Raw genomic sequence first — 17,154 nt, 5'->3', positions numbered from 1 at the left:
TACGGGCATGGGCGATGCGGCGCGTCGTGTGCCACAGGCCCTGCCTCCCGTCACTTGTATGGACATGAGGAATGCGCAATAGTGGGAGACTGCCATCTGTTTTTGTCATTCAGTTGCGGATTTGATTGAATGGCCATGTCAGGATTGAATGGATACCGTGCTGCCCTCCGCTTCCGCCCTGACCAGAAATGCAGGCTCCGTCCGCCATCATCTGAAAGCCGCGACACAGGCGCGCCATGTGCAACTGGATGCCATGGTCGGCCCCATGCGTGATGCGGATCAGTACCGTCGTTATGTAAGGGGCATCGGGGCATTCCGTATCTATATGGAAGCGGGGCTGGACCGGCTGCGTCCGCCCGCTTCCGCGGGGCAATGGCAGCCCACGCGGCTGGCCGCGTCGCTGGGCAAGGACATGCTGGCCCTGGGGCTTGCGTCTTTCACGCCCGCCGTAATGTTCAGGCCCGTCACGCCAGCGCAGGTGCTGGGAGCCTGTTATGTTCTCGAAGGCTCGTCCCTTGGCGCGCGCGTGCTGCTGCCGCGCGTAACGGCGCTGGGTTTTGGCCCTGCAACGGGGGCGGGGCACCTGCTGGAGCAGGCCCACGCCACGGGCTGGCGGGATTTCCTGACATGTCTGGACGATGCCCCTGCATGCGACCGTGATGTGATGACGGCCGCCGCCTGCGCCACATTTGACGTAGCCGTATCCGCCATGCGGCAGGCCTGCACCGCAGCACTGGCAGGCGCCACGGCATGAATGAGACAGCCCGGCCCATCGTGGCGTTTGGCGAGGCGGATCTTACGACCTGTGACCGTGAGCCCATCCATATTCCCGCCAGCATCCAGCCTGCCGGATTTGTCCTGGCTTTTCGCATGGCCGACTGGCGGCTCAACCGCTATTCCGCCAATGTGACGGAGTGGCTTCCGGCCGTCACACCCCATTTCGGCATGACGCTGGATGAATGCATGGGGCAGGGCGTGGCGGACAGCCTGCGCAGCCTTGCACATGGCATGGAAGAGGGCAGGCCCCGCGTCATGACAGACACCGCGCTGCGCGGCGGGGTGCGGTGTGACTGCGTGGTGCATCGCGTGGGTGCGGATATCGTGGTGGAATGTGAACCGGCAGCCCGGCCGGAACAGACGGCGGCACTTGTGGAGGGCCTGCACGCGGTCCATGAGCAACTGCGTGACCCGGCCGACGTGCTGTCCCTGCTGCGTCAGGCCATACCGCAGATGCGCCGCCTGTTTGGCTATGATCGTGCCATGGTCTACCGCTTCGCGCCGGACTGGTCCGGCAAGGTGATCGCGGAAGATCGCAGGCAGGGGCTTGAAAGTTTCCTGGGCCAGCATTTCCCCAGTACGGACATCCCGGCGCAGGCACGTGAGCTTTATCGCCGCTCGCTGATCCGCGTGATCGGGGACGCCACGTTCCAGCGCGTCGCGGTGCTTGAGGAACCCGGCCTGCCTGCGCTGGACATGAGTTTCATGCACCTGCGCGCGGTCTCGCCGGTGCACTGCGAATATCTGGGCAACATGGGCGTGCGCGCCTCCATGTCGGTGTCACTTGTTGTCGACGGCCAGTTGTGGGGGCTGATTGCCTTCCATCACTACATGCCCCGCCAGCTGACGTAGCCGGAACGTACCACGGCAAAGATGCTGGGGGAATTCCTGGCCCTGCAGATCATCGCCCTGGTGCGTACGCGGCGGCTGGGGCTTCTGCATGGTGCGCATGGCTTCCTGTCCGGTTTCCTGCGCGATGCCCCGCGGGTGTCCGATATTTTCGGTTATTTCCGTGACCGGACATCCGAACTGCTGGACATCATCGAGTGTGATGGCGGTGGCGTGTGGATAGACGGTAGCTGGACCGCACGTGGCGAGAGCCTGCCGCCTGCGGATCTGGCCTGCATGCTGCGTGTGGCCGATGCGCGCGCGGATGGCCAGATCTGGCATACGGACCATCTGGCGCATGACTGCCCCGGCCTGGGCGCGGATGTACATGGTATTGCGGGGGCCATGGTCATGCCCATCTGGCCCGCGCGGCGTGACTACCTGATCCTGTTCCGCCGCGAACTGGTGCGCACGGTCATGTGGGGTGGCGATCCGGAAAAGACCTATCCCAGCGGCAGGCTGGGCGCACGGCTGACCCCACGCTCCAGTTTTGATATATGGAAGCAGGACGTGCATGGCCGCAGTGCTGCCTGGACGGCCGATGACGTGGAACTGGCCACGCAGATGCGCGCCACCCTGCTGGAGGTCATGGCCGCGGCCCACCAGCAGAAGCTGCGTGAACAGGAGCAGGCCGAGGCCACCCAGCGCATGCTCAATGATGAACTGAACCACCGGGTGAAGAACATCCTTGCCGTCATGCAGGCGCTGGTGACGCGCGCACCGGCGGAAGATGACAGCATGGCCAGCTACAGTGCCGCGCTGCGCGGGCGCATCCGTGCGCTGTCCAACGCCCATGACCAGGCGCTGCGGGTGGACCATGGCGCCACATTGCAGGAACTGCTCATGGGGGAACTCGCACCCTATGACAGCCAGCCCAGCCGGATCATGCTGGAAGGGCCATGCCTGCGCTTCAGCACCCGCGCGCTCACATTCATGGCGCTGCTGTTCCATGAACTGGCAACCAATGCCGCCAAGTATGGCGCATTGTCCGTACCCACGGGCGGGATCAGTGTTGCGTGGGAATGGAACGGACAGGATTGCCACATCTGCTGGTGCGAACGTGGTGGCCCGATGGTGAACCCGCCCGCCAAGTCGGGTTTTGGCGGGCTGCTGATCGAACGCGCGATCGTGCATGACCTGAAGGGCAGGGCGGAGCGCCGCTTCCTGCCCCATGGCGTGGTGGTGGATGTCACGCTGCCGGGCAGCACCGTGGTCGATGCGCCCCCGGTGCCGAAGCAAAAGGTGCAGGTCACGCTGCCCCCCGGGCCGGAGCATGACGGGGGTGCCCCCGCACTGGCGGGCCGGACGGTCATGGTGCTGGAGGATGAATTCCTCGTGGCCCTTGATATAGAGGACATGCTCCGCGCGCACGGGGTGGCGCAGGTCTGTCTGGCAGCCTCGATAGAGGAGGCATTTGCAGTGCTGGAAATGCATGGGGTGGATGCGGCACTGCTGGACGTAAACGTGGCGGGGGAGACCTCCGCCCCGGTGGCGCGCGTGCTGCAGGCGCGGGGCACGCCTTTCGTGTTTGCCACCGGTTATGGCGACCAGGCACCTCTGGCCGCGGAATTCCCGCAGGCGCGTTATCTGGAGAAGCCTGTTGCCCCCCGGGATCTGCTGCGCATGCTGTCTGGCCTGTTTGGCCATGCCCCGGCGGACGGCCCACCCTGAACCACGCTGCCTGCGGCAGGACCACATTGTCCATCATGGCGGAAAAGGCAGCGGGTTCAGCGCCCGTGCGGGTGAAAGACAACCTTGGTGCAGTTGTCTTTCTTGTCCCTGAATTTCTCATAAAGTGCCGGACCATCCTCAAGGCTGGTGGAGCGATGACTGATGACGAAGGTCGGGTCGATATCCCCGTTCCGGATACGCTCCAGCAGGGGGGCGAGATATTTCTGCGTATTGGTCTGACCGGTGCGCAGGGTCAGGCCCTTGTTCATGAGTACGCCAATCATGACCGGACCCAGCGCACCGGCATAGACACCCGGCATTGACACGATGCCGCCCGGCCTGCAGCCAAGAATGGCCTGGTTCAGCGCAAAAGGCCGCTCCAGCGTCGTGGCGGACAGCAGGGCCGACCCGACTTTCTGCATCATGGTATCGGCACCATGCGCTTCCATGCCGACAGCTTCGATCACCGCGTCGGGGCCAAGCCCTGCTGTCATGTCAACCAGCGTTTCCTGAATATTGTGGGTACGGAAATCTATGGTTTCAGCCCCGCCGGCGCGTGCCATGGCCAGTCTTTCGGGCACTTCATCAATGGCGATGACGCGTTTTGCCCCCAGCAGGAAACAGGAGCGGATCGCCATCTGCCCAACCGGCCCGCAGCCCCATACGGTGATGGTTTTTTCGGATTCCGGGGTAATTTCACAGTTTTCGGCGGCCTGGTAGCCGGTGGGGAAAATATCAGAGAGGAACAGGACCTGTTCGTCATCCAGCCCTTCGGGAATCACGATCGGCCCGACATCGGCATAGGGCACGCGCAGGTATTCCGCCTGACCGCCAGCAAAGCCACCCGTAATATGGGAATAGCCAAACAGGCCGGCCAATGGATAGCCGAATGTCTCGGCCTGCTGGTGCCCGTTGGGATTTGTCCGCTCGCAGCAGCTCCAGTTGCCCCATCTGCACTGCCGGCACGCACCGCAGGAAATCGTGAAGGGGACGACGATACGCTGTCCGATGGAAAGACGCGTATTGTCCCGACCGACCTCGACCACTTCCCCCATCGTTTCGTGACCCAGAATGTCACCACACCGCATGGTCGGCATCATGCCATCCATCAGATGGAGGTCGGAGCCGCAGATCGCGCAAGCGGTTACCTTGATGATGGCGTCATGGCCATCGAGAATGACGGGGTCAGGCACGCTTTCGCATGTGATCTTGCCCTTTTTCTGCCAGGTCAGTGCTTTCATGGAATGTCATCCTGCTTCGTGTTGACATGAAGCAGACGCGCGCCACCTGCCATGGTTTTCCGCCCGGTTCACAAAGGTGGCCCGGTTCAGCGCAATGACGGGCCCCGTGTCCCGAATGCAGCCGATCACGATACCGGATTGCGGGGGCGCATGCCTCTTTCCGGCCCGCCCGCCCGAGCCGGGCCGAAACCGTTACCCCGGAAAAAAATACATGCGGGAGTCGGCCCGCCCAGGTCCTGACTTTTGCTGCCCGGGCACATGGGGGCATGTCATTTAATGCGTGCATGACACCATATATGGTGCAATCATGGCGCACCTAACACAACATGAGCGAAACGGTGTCTGGCGTATCGGCCGCGCCTGATATGGGGGAGCAGGGGCATGGACGGAGGTTTTTCGCTGTCTGGTGGTGCATGGATGAGGGCACGCGGCGCGTTTGAAGGTGCGTTCGGGGTTGCTCCCCTGCCACCACGCGCCCTTGATCCCGGCATGGGCGAGGCCGTGGGCCGCCGTACCGTGTTCCGCCCGTCCGACCAGGAAGATTTCGGCCGTGTGGCCGACCGTGTGGCGGCGGGCAATACTGCCCTGCTTCCCATGGTGGAGGCGGATGAGCGTGCCCAGTTGCGTAATGCAATCGCCACCGGTGCCCTGCTGACATCCGGCCGCCATCTCCAGCATGGCGATGGCACCCAGCCAGGGCGGAACATGGAAATGTTCACCAACTGCGCCACGGCCATCTGCTCATTCGCCAAATTCTACCTTCTGCTCAACGGTTCCGGCGTGGGGCGGGCGTATGATGATGAACTGTGCGTCGTGGACTGGGGGCAGGCACCGGAGCTGAAGTTCGTCCTCTCGCCCGATCACCCGGACTACCCGCATGACCGCGCGGGCCTGCTGCGCTTCGGGCTGGAGATGCAGATCCTGCCATGGGGCATGGCGCTGGAAGCGTTCGATGCGGAGATGGAGGCGCAGGTCCGCGCTTTTCTGGAAAGAACCGTGCTGACCCGGCAGCCCGAAGGCAGTGACCCCGTCCATGTCATTGAGGACAGCCGCGAAGGCTGGGGCAAGGCGGTCGAAATGATCGAGGCCATGGCCTTTCGCGGGGAACGTGAGCGCAGGCTGGTGCTGGATTTCAGCGCGATCCGCTGCGCGGGCAGCCCGATCGCGGGCATGCAGGGACGGCCCGCATCCGGTCCCGTTTCGCTGCTTCGCGGCCTGCTCAATGTGCGTGAGCATGTGATCGGGGTGGCAAGGGCAGGGGGTATGCCCCTGTGGGAACAGGCGCTGCGGGTGGACCACTACCTGTCGGTCGAGGTGCAGGTGGGGGGCGCCCGCCGTGCCGCGCGCATGGCCACCAAGTCGTGGCGTGACGCCGAAGTGCTGCGCTTCATCCGCGCCAAGGAAGAAGGCGGGCTGTGGACGGCCAACCATTCGGTCATGGTGGACCATGAATTCTGGGATTGCGTGAATGACCCGGCACGGACCGGCCCGCTGGCCGAGCATGCCCGCGCCGTGTTTGCCGAAGCCACGCGATGCGCGTGGATCAACGGGGAGCCGGGCTTCATCAATGGTGACCGGCTGGAGGACAGCCGCACCGGCAGTGCGCGGCTGAAAAAAGTGCATGCCGACGGGCGCGATTTCCGCTCGGCCCGCTATCAGGCAACCGTCGGGGCAACCCTGCTGGCCGATCTGGCACGGCGGGCAGCGGGCGCGCATTTTCCGGTTACGACCAATCCGTGTGGCGAGATCACGCTGCATGTTACCGGCGGATATTGCGTGATTGGTGATTTTGCCCCGCTGCTGGCCTGCCCGGTGGCGCTGGCGGAGGTAACCCCCGGTGCCGTGCCGGTGGATATGGCTCGGACATGGGACGCCCGCGTGCGCGATGCCGTGCGGCTGGGCGTACGCTTCCTGCTGCGCGCCAACCGCATGGATGCACTGTATGGGGAAGAAGTGCGCCGGACTAACCGCATCGGCATCGGGCCGACCGGGCTGCATGAATGGGCATGGCTGCGCTTTGGCCTGGACTTTCATGACCTGCTGGATGAGGCGCGCGCCGCACCTTTCTGGAACGCGGTGCGCGCGCTCTCGACCATCGCGAAGGAGGAGGCCAACACCTATGCACGCGAAACCGGCACCGCACGGCCGGTCACGGTCACGACCGTCAAGCCTGCGGGCACCACGTCCAAGCTGTTCGGCCTGACCGAGGGCGCGCATCTGCCCCCGCGGCGGCAGTACCTGCGCTGGGTTCAGTTCAAGGGCGTGCAGCGTGCGGATGGTACATGGGAAGCGGGAACCGACCCGCTGCTGCCCGCCTACGGGCGCAGGGGCTATCCCGTGCGCGCGTTGCGCAGCTTTCCGGGCATGAGCATCGTGGGTTTTCCCACCGTGCCGCTTATCCAGCGCCTTGGCATGGGCGGGCGTGTGGTGACCGCCCCCGAAGCCACGCCGGAGGAACAGTACCGCTGGCTGGAACTGCTTGAGAAATACTGGATCGGGGCGGAGCAGGGCAACCAGGTGTCCTACACGCTGAAGGTCTATACCGACCGGCATGATCTTGATGGCTTCCGCGGCATGGTGGCGGCCAACCAGCCGCATGTGCGCTGCTGCGCGGTGCTGCCCAGCCGCCCGGACTGTGATCTGGGCTATGAATACCTGCCCGAGGAGGAAGTCCCGGCCGGGAAATTCGCCGCCATTACGGCCATGATACAGGATGAGGACGTGCGTGAAGTGGTGGACTGGGCGCACCTGCAATGCGCCAGTGGCGCCTGCCCGATCTAGGGACGTACCCCCGACCGGCTTCACGATGGGCGGGATGTGGCGCAGGCTGGCGGTCCCGGACTGATTGCAATCCTGCCTGCCCGTTTTACGCGCTGCTGCTTTGTCGTGGCATGCGGTATCATGTTCACGGTTTTGGGACCGGAGGGCGAGCGTGAGCCAGACTTGGGGTGATTTTCAGGCAGTCGTGCAGTTGTCAGCCGGCCTGAATGTGGCAATTCTCAGAGCCCGATCCGAAAGTTTTTGAACAATACCAGCCTGTTGTGATTCATCCGTCTTTGCAGAGAGATGGAGTGAATGGTGACATGGACTGGTATTGCCCGGCGCGAGTATAGCCGGGAAAGATTGCGATATCCATCGGACATGACGGACGGGGAGTGGACTTTGATCATGCCATTTGTGCCCCCGGCGAAACGGGGCGGTCGTCCGCGCACGACGGATATGCGCGAGGTGGTCAATGCGATGCTCTACATAGCCTCGGCCGGGTGTGCGTGGCGTCTGCTGCCGAAATGCTTTCCGCCGGTCTCGACCATCAGGCGCTATTTTTACGCCTGGCGTGATGCCGGAGTGTTCGAGGTCATGAATACGGTGCTGGTCATGAGCCTGCGCGAGATCGAGGGACGTGACGCCTCTCCGAGCGCGGGCGTGATTGACAGCCAGTCGGTGAAAACCACGGAAAGCGGCGGGATTTCGGGCTATGACGCGGGGAAGAAGGTCAAGGGCCGCAAGCGCCATATCGTGACGGATACCTGCGGCTTCCTGATCTTTCTCCTCGTTCATGCCGCTGATATCCAGGACCGTGATGGGGCCGTTGATGTTCTGGCAGCGATACGCAGGCGCTTTCCCTGGCTGCGCCACATCTTCGCTGATGGCGGCTATGCTGGCGACAAATTGCGATCCGCGCTCGCCTCCATGGGAAAATGGACCCTCGAAATCATCAGGCGGTCCGATACGGTGAAGGGTTTTCAGATCCTGCCGCGTCGCTGGGTGGTGGAACGGACATTCGCATGGCTGGGACGATGCAGGCGGCTCGCCAAAGATTGGGAACAATCCATTGCTTCCTCAACCGCATGGACATTGATCGCCTCAATCCGAATGCTCACACGACGGACAGCAAGGCATTGTCAGGGTTGAAAAACTTTCGGATCGGGCTCTCAGCTTTGTGGATATCAGCCTGCCAGCGATCAAGGAGCGGCGGCGCGTCTTTGCCAAGGCCCAGCAGGAACTGGGCATGTACCGTACCGCTCCCACCAAGCTGGTCAGTGCACAGCAACTGGAACATGACTGCCAGGTGGAGGAAATGAACCAGAAGCTGTACCTGCTGTGGCAGGAAAGTGCTGATTATGCCAACGAGGAAGATACGCTGGTCCATTACACTGGCGTCATGGGCTTTTTCGGGGCGGTGCTCAGCCTCGTACTGCTGTGGTACTCGGCGGAATATTACGATACGCCCATAGGCGGCCTGGGGCAGGCGGTGATCGCGCTGTCCTTCTGCTCGCTGGTGGTGGCGTTCATCATCAATTTCATGACTGCTTCCCAGTCCGCCGTGTTTACCAAGAAGTGCAACGCCATCCGCCAGCAGGCCCGCCAGAATCTGACCCCGCAGGGCAGCCCGCCCGTCAATCCTTCATAAAACTGGAGTCAGGCCATCTGCTTCGTGTGGTATTGTGGCCACAATATGGCTGGCAACAGCATGCGGCACGGGTGGGCAGGGCACGCTTTTGTGTCCAGATGGCCTGTAGTGATAAAAATCATACAATAAACCGGCAATGCAGCATTGGCTGCCGGTAGCTGATTTCCTGGAAAAGCGGAAGTTCCCCAAGGTAATGGTTTTTTTAATGCCTTGGTCATGATTGCCCGCAGCTATGTTGTACAGGGAACGCATGGAATTATTGCAGACCGAATGATGTGGTCTATCGCTGGCATGAGAGCGATTATTTAAATATAGATCATTTAATAAAACATTCATAAAACTGTATCTGAAACATAACACACAGGGTCAGAAGCCCATTCTAAATGAACTCATCCTTCATTACGGAATGCTTAACATGATCCGCCGGCCTATAGTTTCCCTGTTGCTTGGTTCGTCTGCCCTTCTGGGGCTCTCTTCCTTTCATCAGGCCCATGCGGATTCCGCATCGGATGCCCAGATCAAGGCCCTGCAGTTGGAAATGCAGGCCATGCGCCGTGACATGAGTGGCCAGATCAGCGTGCTGCGCCAGCGTCTGGTCCGGGCCGAGGCCGTCCGTAACCCCGAAGCCACCAACGCCGCACAGGCCCGCCGGGTTGCCGCAAGCCACGGCCAGCCCCTGCCCGAAAGCTATGCGCGTGACATCCATATCGGTGGTGACAGCGGCACGGGCGGCAGCATGGCCAGCGCCATGCAGAAGGCCGACCTGGGCACGCCGCCGTCCGATCGTGGCGTGTCCTCATCATGGGCCTCGTTCCGTGCCGCGACGGAAAAGGAAGAAGCCCTGCACATGGGTGGCATGGTCGTGGGCTTCCCCGGCGGGCGGCCGACCATCTCGTCCGAGGACGGGATGTATGCCATGTCCATCGGCCTGGCATTCCATGAGGATATTGGCGGGTTCATGGGCATGTCCCCGCACCCGGGCCAGGCGAAGGGCGACTATCAGGGCCTGACCGAGAATGCCCGCCGCCTGCGTATTCCCATCTCGTTCCGTTACAAGAACTGGATCGCCAACATCACGCCTGATTTCGGTGGCTCGACCGCAGATGGCAACGGCACCGGTTCTGCCGAACTGTATGAAGCGAACCTGAACTATGCCGGCTTCCACAACACCGTCATCACCGCCGGTTACTTCCAGCCGCGCGTGACGGAAGAAGATTCCGAAAGCTCGAACGAATTCGAGATGATGGAACGTCCCGCCATTACCGACATCGTGCGTAACATCGCCGCAGGCGACGCCCGCATGAGCTTTGGCGCCCTGCATTACGCCAAGCGCTGGTGGATTGCGGGTTACGTGACGGGCCAGAGCTTTGGCAAGCGCGCCAACCTTTCGGGGGCGTACTACGATAGCCAGACCGGCGCGACCTTCCGCGTGGCGGGCCGTCCGTACATGTCCAAGGACATTGACGTGCATCTCGGCCTGTCCGCCATCTCGGCGTTCAAGGTCACGCAGGGCAAGGGGTCGGACGATCGTCAGGTCTCCTTTTCCGAACAGCCTGAAGTTGACCTGACCACCACCAAGCTGCTCAGTGCCACGGTGGGCAATGTGGGCAGTGTCTGGTCGGCAGGCCCGGAACTGGGCTTCCGCTGGAAGCGCCTGGTGCTGAAGGGTGAATACTACAATATTGGCGTAACCCGCGGTAATAATGGCCAGGGCGTGCCCGGCAGCAACGCCACGGTCAACTTTACCGGTTATTATGGCGCGGCCAACTACACCATCTTCGGCAAGGCGCGTTCCTACAACATCAAGGAAGGCGCATTCGCCGCCCCCGGCGTGGACCACGCCTTCGACCCGGCGCATGGTTACTGGGGTGCGCTGGAAGTTTCGGCCCGTTACAGCGTGGCCGACCTGAACGCCAACCTTGGTCTTGGCACCGGTCATGGCGCCATACGTGGCGGGCAGCAGACGGTGTGGTCGGCTGGCCTGAACTGGTATCCCAACCGCCACTTCCGCTTCATGCTTGACTACAACCACTTCATCATCAGCGATACTGACAGTGCCCTGGCCAAAGTTATGGGCCGCGAAGGCAACTCGGTCGCCGGTCGTATCCAGGCCGCCTTCTGACCGGGCGGGTCGTGTAGCGTAACGGCATGATATTGCCATGCCGTGGCGCCCGGGCATTTCAGTCCGGGCGCCAATAAGTAAAATTGAACTATATTTTTTATATTATCTAAAATGAAGCAATAACAAGTGAACCAATACGACAGAAAACAGCCCGATCCCGCTGTGGAAAATTGAATGATGAATGAGATTTCTGCACAGAAAAGCCCGTCCGCCACCGTTCAGGTCATGGGGGACATTGCAAGGGCCGGGCCGGTCATTCCCCCCGATGCGCTGGGGGAGTGCCTGTTTGAATTTTTCCATAACGACCCTGAACTGATGCTCGTCGCGGTCGTGAAGGATGATAACGTGCCTGTCGGTCTGGTTGAACGGCAGGCCTTTTTTCTCAGGGTATCGGGCAAGTTCGGCCATGCGCTGTTCAACCGGCGGCCGGTGGCGCTGCTGATGGATGACAGCCCGGTCGTGATTGACGCGGCGGTCTCGTCATCCGACTTTACGGCGCTGACATTGATGAGCCAGCCCTCCGATCTGCTGCGCGGCTATATCGTTACCCGCAACGGACGTTACCTTGGCACCGGCTCGGCGCTGGACCTGATCAACGCATCCCATTCCCACGCCCTGGCCTCTGCCGCCAGCCTGAAGGAAGCGGCCGAGGAACTGCGCCGCGCCAACCGCAAGATTTCACGTGACAAGCTGTTTATCGACACGATCGTGGAGAACATTCCCTCTGCCCTGATCGTGCGTTCGCTGCGCCATGAGAACCTTGTGCTGGTCAACCGCGCGGCCGAGGCCATGACCGGCTGCAGGCGTGACCTGCTGCTCGGGCGGGATGTGCATGACGTCTTTGCCACTGATGAGATCGGTCACCTTCTGGTCAGCCGTTTTGCGGCGGGCGGGAAGGGTGTGACTGAAAAGACATTATGCGACCACAATGGCATGCAGCGCGCCATTTCCACCCGCCAGGTCACGATAACGGATGAACGCGGCGCTCCCCGGTGGGAACTGTGCGTGGCCGATGATGTGACCGAGCAGCGCAACGCCCAGCACCAGGTCGAACTGCTGGCCCATTACGACCCGCTGACCGGCCTTGCCAACCGCGCCCTGTTCACCTCCCGGCTGGAGATGGCCTGCACGCCCGGCGGTGCCGCAACGCTCCTGTGCATCGACCTTGATTACTTCAAGACCGTGAATGACGTGTATGGCCACGCGGCGGGGGACAGCCTGCTGCAGCTGGTATCGGAACGGCTGCGCGCATGCAGCCGGCCGGAGGATCTTGTCGCCCGGCTGGGCGGGGATGAATTCGCCATCATCTGGCCCGACGTGCCCGGGCCGGACGAACTGACCGGCCGCGCGCGCGAAATTGTCGAGACGGTAAGCAGGCCCTATGTCATTGACGGGCACCATATCGTGATTGGCGCAAGCGTAGGCTCCGCTCTGTACCCGCGTGACGCCGGGACGTCCGAAAACCTGCTGCAATATGCCGATATCGCGCTGTACCGCGCCAAGTCGCTCGGGCGCAACGGCTTCCAGTTCTTTGATGAGGCCCTGCGTGACGAGATCCAGACCCGCGCACGGCTGGGCAGCGAACTGCGCGGCGCCATTGCCGATAACGGGCTGACCCTGCATTTCCAGCCGCTGTATTCCATGCCCGGTAACCGCCTGAGCGCGTGTGAGGCACTGGTGCGCTGGCACCACCCCACGCAGGGCATGATCCCGCCCGACCAGTTCGTGGGGCTGGCGGAGGAAAACGGCCTGATCCACGATCTGGGCGAGTGGGTGCTGCGTGCCGCGTGCAACGAGGCGGCCGACTGGCCCGCACAGGTCAAGGTGGCGGTCAATGTCTCGCCTATCCAGCTGCGCAACCCGCGCTTCATCCGGATCGTGGAAGAGGCACTGGCGGAATCCGGCCTGCCGCCTGAACGGCTGGAGATAGAGATTACCGAAAACATCTTCGTCCAGAACAGCGCCACCAACCGTGAAATCCTGCAAAGGCTGGGGCGTATCGGATGCAGCATCGTGCTGGATGACTTCGGCACCGGTTATTCCTCGCTGGGCTACCTGCGCTCGTTTCAGTTCCAGAAGATCAAGATCGACCGCTCGTTTGTGCAGGAACTGCCCGAGCGGGGGGCGACGGGCATCATCCGCGCCATCATAAGCCTGGCGCAGAGCATGGACATCCCGATCACGGCTGAAGGCGTGGAAACACAGGACCAGTGGACGCATCTGAACGATCTGGGCTGCAATCAGGTGCAGGGCTTCCTGCTTGGCCGCCCGCAACCATCCGACATGATCCGGCAGTCCATCCTGTCCCATGCCTGAATGCATGCCTGCGTAACAGGCAGGCGTATTCCGTTCCGGCGCGCATGGCATCAATGCTTGCGACAGGAAGATAAAGCGCGTAGTAACGGGGCTGCATCAAGAGTTGGGGCAACGCCCAACGCCAACCTGCCAGTCCGGGCAAGGTGGCGCTCCTGAAAGGGAGGATGTGGCCCAACCGGCAACCAAACGGAACAGGCCACCGCGTTCGCCCCGCCCGTATGGAGGTTGGACGCAGGTCATGCCGATCAGAATTCCCGATAATCTTCCCGCCCGTGGTGTGCTTGAGGCGGAAGGCGTGATGGTAATGGGCGAAACCGACGCCATACGGCAGGATATCCGCCCGCTGCGTATCGGCCTGCTCAACCTCATGCCCAACAAGATCCGTACCGAAACACAGATCGCCCGCCTGGTGGGGGCCACGCCGCTACAGGTGGAACTGACCCTGGTCTGCATGGGCGGACATGTGCCGCGCCATACCCCGGCCGGGCACATGGCGTCCTTCTACCGTGCGTGGGAGGATGTGCGTGCCGAGCGGTTCGATGGCTTCATCATTACCGGCGCACCGGTCGAGCGGCTGGCATTCCATGAAGTGACCTACTGGGATGAACTGCGCCGTGTTCTGGACTGGACCCAGACGCATGTGCACCGCTGTTTCACTATCTGCTGGGCGGCGCAGGCGGCGGTCCATCATTTCCATGGCATGCCCAAGCACGCGCTGGAGCGCAAGGCCTTCGGGGTGTATGACCACAGGGTGCTGGTGCCCGCGTCTCCCTATATGCTGGGGTTTGCCGATGACCTGTCCATTCCCGTCTCACGCTGGACGGAGGTCAGGCGCGCCGACATTCCACCTGCCAGCGGCATGACCATACTGGCCGAAAGCGCGCACACCGGCCCCTGCCTGCTTGATGATCCCGATCATCGCATGCTGCACATGTTCAATCATCTGGAATATGATACCACGTCGCTGGCGGATGAATATTTCCGTGACCGCGAAGCCGGTCTCGCGGTGCCCGTCCCGCATCGTTACTTCCCCGATGACAATCCCGCCAGGCGGCCCGTCAACCGCTGGCGTGGCCATGCCCACCTGCTGGCGGGAAACTGGATCAACCAGATATACCAGACGGCCCCGTTCGACCTATCGCGGATCGGGCAGCCGGTAATGCCGTCCGTCCCGGCCGGTACCTGACGGGCAGGGCATCGGGGCACGACATGGCGAGCATGGCAGAAAGATAAAAATTTCTCAAATAACGATACGATATCTATTATTTATGGCAAAATTCCGTCACAGTTCGTCACATGACGTCCTCCCGCATGAAGATCGGCTTTCTGTTCAATCATGACTGTATCCATCAGATATCGCATACAGCGCCGATCATCTGCGAACTGATCGCACTCGGGCAGGATGTGACCGTCATCACGTCCTCTGTCGAACAGGAAATGCAGGTCCGGAAGATCATCTCCGCCTGTGCGGAACGTGTCCGTTTTGTCCATATCGATATCGGTCGCCTGGCGCGCGTCATCGATGTGGTGGCGAAGGCGGTGCTGCCATTCCGCCGCATTGCCAACCTGCGCGAGAATGTGGGGCTGTTCGCCAGTTTTGATGCCCTGGTGGTGCCGGAAACGACTTCGGCCATGCTCAGGAGCCATTTCAACCTTGATGTCAGGCTGATCTATTTCCCGCACGGGGCGGGGGACCGCTCTATCGGCTTTCGGGATGTGACGCGCTTTTTCGACCTTGTGCTCCTGCCCGGCGCCAAGACCCGCGACCGCATGCTGGAAAAGGGCCTGGTCCGGCCCGGCCATCACGCGGTGGTCGGCTACCCGAAATTCGATACCATCGACATGACGGCCCGCCCGCGCTTTTTTGATAACGACCGGCCGACCGTCCTGTACAACCCGCATTTCGATCCGGTCCTGTCCTCTTGGTGGGACATGGGGATGGAGGTGCTGGAATGGTTCGCCGGCCAGGATGACTACAACCTGATCTTTGCCCCCCATGTCATGCTGTTCCGCCGCAGGCTGCATACATCGGTCGAGCACAGGCGCATCCGCCGCCGCCGCGCCATACCGGAAAGACTGCGTAACCTCTCCCATATCCTGATTGACACGGGCAGCGGGAATTCGGTCGACATGTCCTACGTGCTGGCTGCCGACATCTATCTTGGTGACGGCAGCAGCCAGATCTATGAATGGATATGCAACCCGCGGCCGTGCATCTTCCTCAATTCCCACAATGCCCCATGGCAGGGTAATCCCAGCTACGCGCACTGGAACATGGGGCAGGTCATTGACCGGGTCAGCGCCCTGCCGCATGCCCTTGCCGTGGCGCAGGCGCAGCAGGCCGTGTTTGCCCAGCGCCAGCGTGAGGCCTTTGCCGCAACGTTCCATACCGTTGCGGGCCAGACTGCCGCCTGTCGTGCCGCGCGGGAAATTGTTTACTATTTGTTACAGGATAAACGCGCCGCCGCCTGAACAGACCGCCCGCCTGACGCTATCATCCCGCCACCCTGCCGGGGGGTGGAGAATGTCATGCGTATTGCTTATGTCATTAACAGTTTTGAAGGCGGGGGGGCGGCGCTCCCCATCCCGGCCATTGTGGATGTCTGCCGCAGCCACGGGCATTCGGTTCATGTCGTGGCGCTGGAGCGGCGCAATGGCCGTGCGATTCCGGCGCTCCGGCAGGCGGGGGTGGAAGCGGATGTCCTCGCCCCCGATGATACGCCTTTTCCCCTTGTGCTGCACCGGCTTGATGCATGGGTCCGCCGTGTGGCGCCCCCCCATATCTGGACATCACTCACACGTGCGACCCTGCTGGGCCAGCTGGTAGGGATGCGACAGGGAATTCCGGTGGTCAGCTGGCAGCATAATGCGTTTCTCAGGCCCGGGAACCTGGCGCTGCTCCGGCTCATGCGCGCGCGCAGCCGGTTCTGGGTGGGGGATTCCCGTCATGTCACCGAACTGACCCGCAAAAGGCTGGCTGTGCCGGATGACAGGCTGATGTGCTGGCCCATTTTCCGCACCCGCCCCGATCCGGCACCCGCTCCCGGCTGGCAGGCGGGGCAGGTGGTGGAGATCGGCACGCTGGGGCGCCTCAATCCCGCAAAGGGGTATGATGTGTTGTGCCGTGCGCTGGTCCTGCTGCGGGGCGTGCGTGGCCTGCCACCCTTTCGTGTCACGATCGGGGGGGAGGGGGCGGAGCATGCACGGCTGCATGCCTTCTGCCAGCGCCATAGGCTGGATAACGTGATTTTTGCCGGTTACGTGGAGGACACGCCCGCTTTCCTGCGCCGGTGCCATTTGTATGTGCAGCCTTCCCGGCGGGAAGGATTCTGTATCGCCGCCCATGAAGCGATGAACATGGCGCTACCCGTGATTGGCAGCAGCGTCGGGGAAATGAACCACTCCATCAGGGAGGGGATAACAGGCTGGAAAGTCTCCCCCGACCGGCCACAGGCACTGGCTGACCGGCTGGAGGCGGCCCTGCGCCAGCCGGGGCGGCTGGCGCAGATGGGGCAGGCCGCGCGGGTGCTGGTCATGCAACGTTATGACCCGGCAGCCTTCGCGCAGGCGGGCGGTGCCATATTGCGGCGCATGGCCGGGGATGGAAGTGGCGCGTAGCTGGCGCAATACAGGAAAACAGTGGCCGGGCCGGGTTGTTTTCCAGCATGTTTCCGTCATGCCGCCTGTCTGGTGCGAGAGTGTCCGTTCGTGCAGGGCGTGCCCTTTCA

General features: G+C 62.2%; 14 protein-coding genes and 1 riboswitch. Of the genes, 12 read left to right on the top strand and 2 right to left on the bottom strand.

Annotation, left to right across the window (positions count from 1 at the left end):
- Nucleotides 1–148 precede the first annotated feature (148 nt).
- Genes LDL32_RS05220 through LDL32_RS05210 form a run of 3 tightly spaced genes read left to right on the top strand, consistent with a single transcriptional unit; the run spans nucleotide 149 to nucleotide 3,336 of the window.
- A complete protein-coding gene (locus LDL32_RS05220) occupies nucleotides 149–754 on the top strand; it encodes a biliverdin-producing heme oxygenase (protein WP_233064961.1) in 606 nt (201 codons plus the stop codon).
- Nucleotides 751–1,629 carry a GAF domain-containing protein gene (locus tag LDL32_RS05215; protein WP_233064960.1) on the top strand — a complete coding sequence of 293 codons (879 nt, stop codon included), beginning with the start codon at nucleotides 751–753 and terminating at the stop codon, nucleotides 1,627–1,629. The genes LDL32_RS05220 and LDL32_RS05215 overlap by 4 nt, the downstream gene beginning before the upstream one ends.
- Nucleotides 1,630–1,650: 21 nt before the next feature.
- Nucleotides 1,651–3,336, top strand: coding sequence for an HWE histidine kinase domain-containing protein (locus LDL32_RS05210; protein WP_233064958.1), 1,686 nt, complete (start codon nucleotides 1,651–1,653; stop codon nucleotides 3,334–3,336).
- 56 nt (nucleotides 3,337–3,392) lie between these two features.
- On the opposite strand, the gene LDL32_RS05205 is transcribed toward LDL32_RS05210, so the two are convergent.
- Nucleotides 3,393–4,577 (bottom strand): zinc-dependent alcohol dehydrogenase, encoded by a 1,185-nt coding sequence (locus tag LDL32_RS05205; protein WP_233064956.1) that lies wholly within the window; start codon nucleotides 4,575–4,577, stop codon nucleotides 3,393–3,395.
- A gap of 381 nt (nucleotides 4,578–4,958) precedes the next feature.
- On the opposite strand from LDL32_RS05205, the gene LDL32_RS05200 reads away from it, so the two are divergent.
- The 3 genes from LDL32_RS05200 to LDL32_RS05190 all read left to right on the top strand — a co-directional run bounded on the left by LDL32_RS05200 (nucleotide 4,959) and on the right by LDL32_RS05190 (nucleotide 8,988).
- Nucleotides 4,959–7,358, top strand: coding sequence for a recombinase (locus tag LDL32_RS05200; RefSeq protein WP_233064955.1), 2,400 nt, complete (start codon nucleotides 4,959–4,961; stop codon nucleotides 7,356–7,358).
- A 294-nt stretch (nucleotides 7,359–7,652) separates the two neighbouring features.
- A complete protein-coding gene (locus LDL32_RS05195; protein WP_048856220.1) occupies nucleotides 7,653–8,489 on the top strand; it encodes an IS5 family transposase in 837 nt (278 codons plus the stop codon).
- Nucleotides 8,490–8,517: 28 nt separating this feature from the next.
- Nucleotides 8,518–8,988, top strand: a complete 471-nt coding sequence (locus LDL32_RS05190) for a hypothetical protein (protein WP_370636640.1) — start codon at nucleotides 8,518–8,520, stop codon at nucleotides 8,986–8,988.
- On the opposite strand, the gene LDL32_RS05185 is transcribed toward LDL32_RS05190, so the two are convergent.
- On the bottom strand, nucleotides 8,983–9,240 hold the full coding sequence (locus LDL32_RS05185) for a hypothetical protein (protein WP_233064953.1): 258 nt from the start codon (nucleotides 9,238–9,240) through the stop codon (nucleotides 8,983–8,985). The genes LDL32_RS05190 and LDL32_RS05185 overlap by 6 nt on opposite strands.
- Before the next feature lie 163 nt (nucleotides 9,241–9,403).
- Between LDL32_RS05185 and LDL32_RS05180 the strand changes: the two genes are divergently transcribed.
- The 6 genes from LDL32_RS05180 to LDL32_RS05160 all read left to right on the top strand — a co-directional run bounded on the left by LDL32_RS05180 (nucleotide 9,404) and on the right by LDL32_RS05160 (nucleotide 17,044).
- A complete protein-coding gene (locus LDL32_RS05180) occupies nucleotides 9,404–11,110 on the top strand; it encodes an OprO/OprP family phosphate-selective porin (protein WP_233064952.1) in 1,707 nt (568 codons plus the stop codon).
- A gap of 177 nt (nucleotides 11,111–11,287) precedes the next feature.
- Nucleotides 11,288–13,426, top strand: a complete 2,139-nt coding sequence (locus LDL32_RS05175; protein ID WP_233064950.1) for a bifunctional diguanylate cyclase/phosphodiesterase — start codon at nucleotides 11,288–11,290, stop codon at nucleotides 13,424–13,426.
- 88 nt (nucleotides 13,427–13,514) lie between these two features.
- Nucleotides 13,515–13,622, top strand: a riboswitch (SAM-I-IV-variant riboswitch).
- Nucleotides 13,591–13,725, top strand: coding sequence for a hypothetical protein (locus LDL32_RS17990; protein WP_370636639.1), 135 nt, complete (start codon nucleotides 13,591–13,593; stop codon nucleotides 13,723–13,725). It overlaps the preceding riboswitch by 32 nt.
- Nucleotides 13,665–14,612, top strand: coding sequence for a homoserine O-succinyltransferase (gene metA, locus LDL32_RS05170; protein ID WP_233064948.1), 948 nt, complete (start codon nucleotides 13,665–13,667; stop codon nucleotides 14,610–14,612). Before LDL32_RS17990 ends, metA begins: the two co-directional genes overlap by 61 nt.
- 110 nt (nucleotides 14,613–14,722) lie before the next feature.
- Nucleotides 14,723–15,898: a hypothetical protein gene (locus LDL32_RS05165; RefSeq protein ID WP_233064946.1), complete on the top strand. Its 1,176-nt coding sequence runs from the start codon at nucleotides 14,723–14,725 to the stop codon at nucleotides 15,896–15,898.
- Nucleotides 15,899–15,955: 57 nt separating this feature from the next.
- Nucleotides 15,956–17,044, top strand: coding sequence for a glycosyltransferase family 4 protein (locus LDL32_RS05160; RefSeq protein ID WP_233064944.1), 1,089 nt, complete (start codon nucleotides 15,956–15,958; stop codon nucleotides 17,042–17,044).
- The last annotated feature ends 110 nt before the right edge of the window (nucleotides 17,045–17,154 follow it).

The sequence above is a fragment of the Komagataeibacter sp. FNDCF1 genome, assembly GCF_021295335.1.
Taxonomy (GTDB): Bacteria; Pseudomonadota; Alphaproteobacteria; order Acetobacterales; family Acetobacteraceae; genus Komagataeibacter.
The sequence above is the reverse complement of the archived record's forward strand: the minus strand, read 5'-3'. Positions and strand labels throughout refer to the sequence as shown.

Excerpts from the sequence above, each read along its gene's own strand:
- LDL32_RS05220 (WP_233064961.1), top strand. The coding sequence starts at position 149 with ATGGATACCGTGCTGCCCTCCGCTTCCGCCCTGACCAGAAATGCAGGC.
- LDL32_RS05215 (WP_233064960.1), top strand. The coding sequence starts at position 751 with ATGAATGAGACAGCCCGGCCCATCGTGGCGTTTGGCGAGGCGGATCTT.
- LDL32_RS05210 (WP_233064958.1), top strand. The coding sequence starts at position 1,651 with ATGCTGGGGGAATTCCTGGCCCTGCAGATCATCGCCCTGGTGCGTACG.
- LDL32_RS05205 (WP_233064956.1), bottom strand. The coding sequence starts at position 4,577 with ATGAAAGCACTGACCTGGCAGAAAAAGGGCAAGATCACATGCGAAAGC.
- LDL32_RS05200 (WP_233064955.1), top strand. The coding sequence starts at position 4,959 with ATGGACGGAGGTTTTTCGCTGTCTGGTGGTGCATGGATGAGGGCACGC.
- LDL32_RS05195 (WP_048856220.1), top strand. The coding sequence starts at position 7,653 with ATGGTGACATGGACTGGTATTGCCCGGCGCGAGTATAGCCGGGAAAGA.
- LDL32_RS05185 (WP_233064953.1), bottom strand. The coding sequence starts at position 9,240 with ATGCGTTCCCTGTACAACATAGCTGCGGGCAATCATGACCAAGGCATT.
- LDL32_RS05180 (WP_233064952.1), top strand. The coding sequence starts at position 9,404 with ATGATCCGCCGGCCTATAGTTTCCCTGTTGCTTGGTTCGTCTGCCCTT.
- LDL32_RS05175 (WP_233064950.1), top strand. The coding sequence starts at position 11,288 with ATGAATGAGATTTCTGCACAGAAAAGCCCGTCCGCCACCGTTCAGGTC.
- LDL32_RS17990 (WP_370636639.1), top strand. The coding sequence starts at position 13,591 with ATGTGGCCCAACCGGCAACCAAACGGAACAGGCCACCGCGTTCGCCCC.
- metA (WP_233064948.1), top strand. The coding sequence starts at position 13,665 with ATGCCGATCAGAATTCCCGATAATCTTCCCGCCCGTGGTGTGCTTGAG.
- LDL32_RS05165 (WP_233064946.1), top strand. The coding sequence starts at position 14,723 with ATGACGTCCTCCCGCATGAAGATCGGCTTTCTGTTCAATCATGACTGT.
- LDL32_RS05160 (WP_233064944.1), top strand. The coding sequence starts at position 15,956 with ATGCGTATTGCTTATGTCATTAACAGTTTTGAAGGCGGGGGGGCGGCG.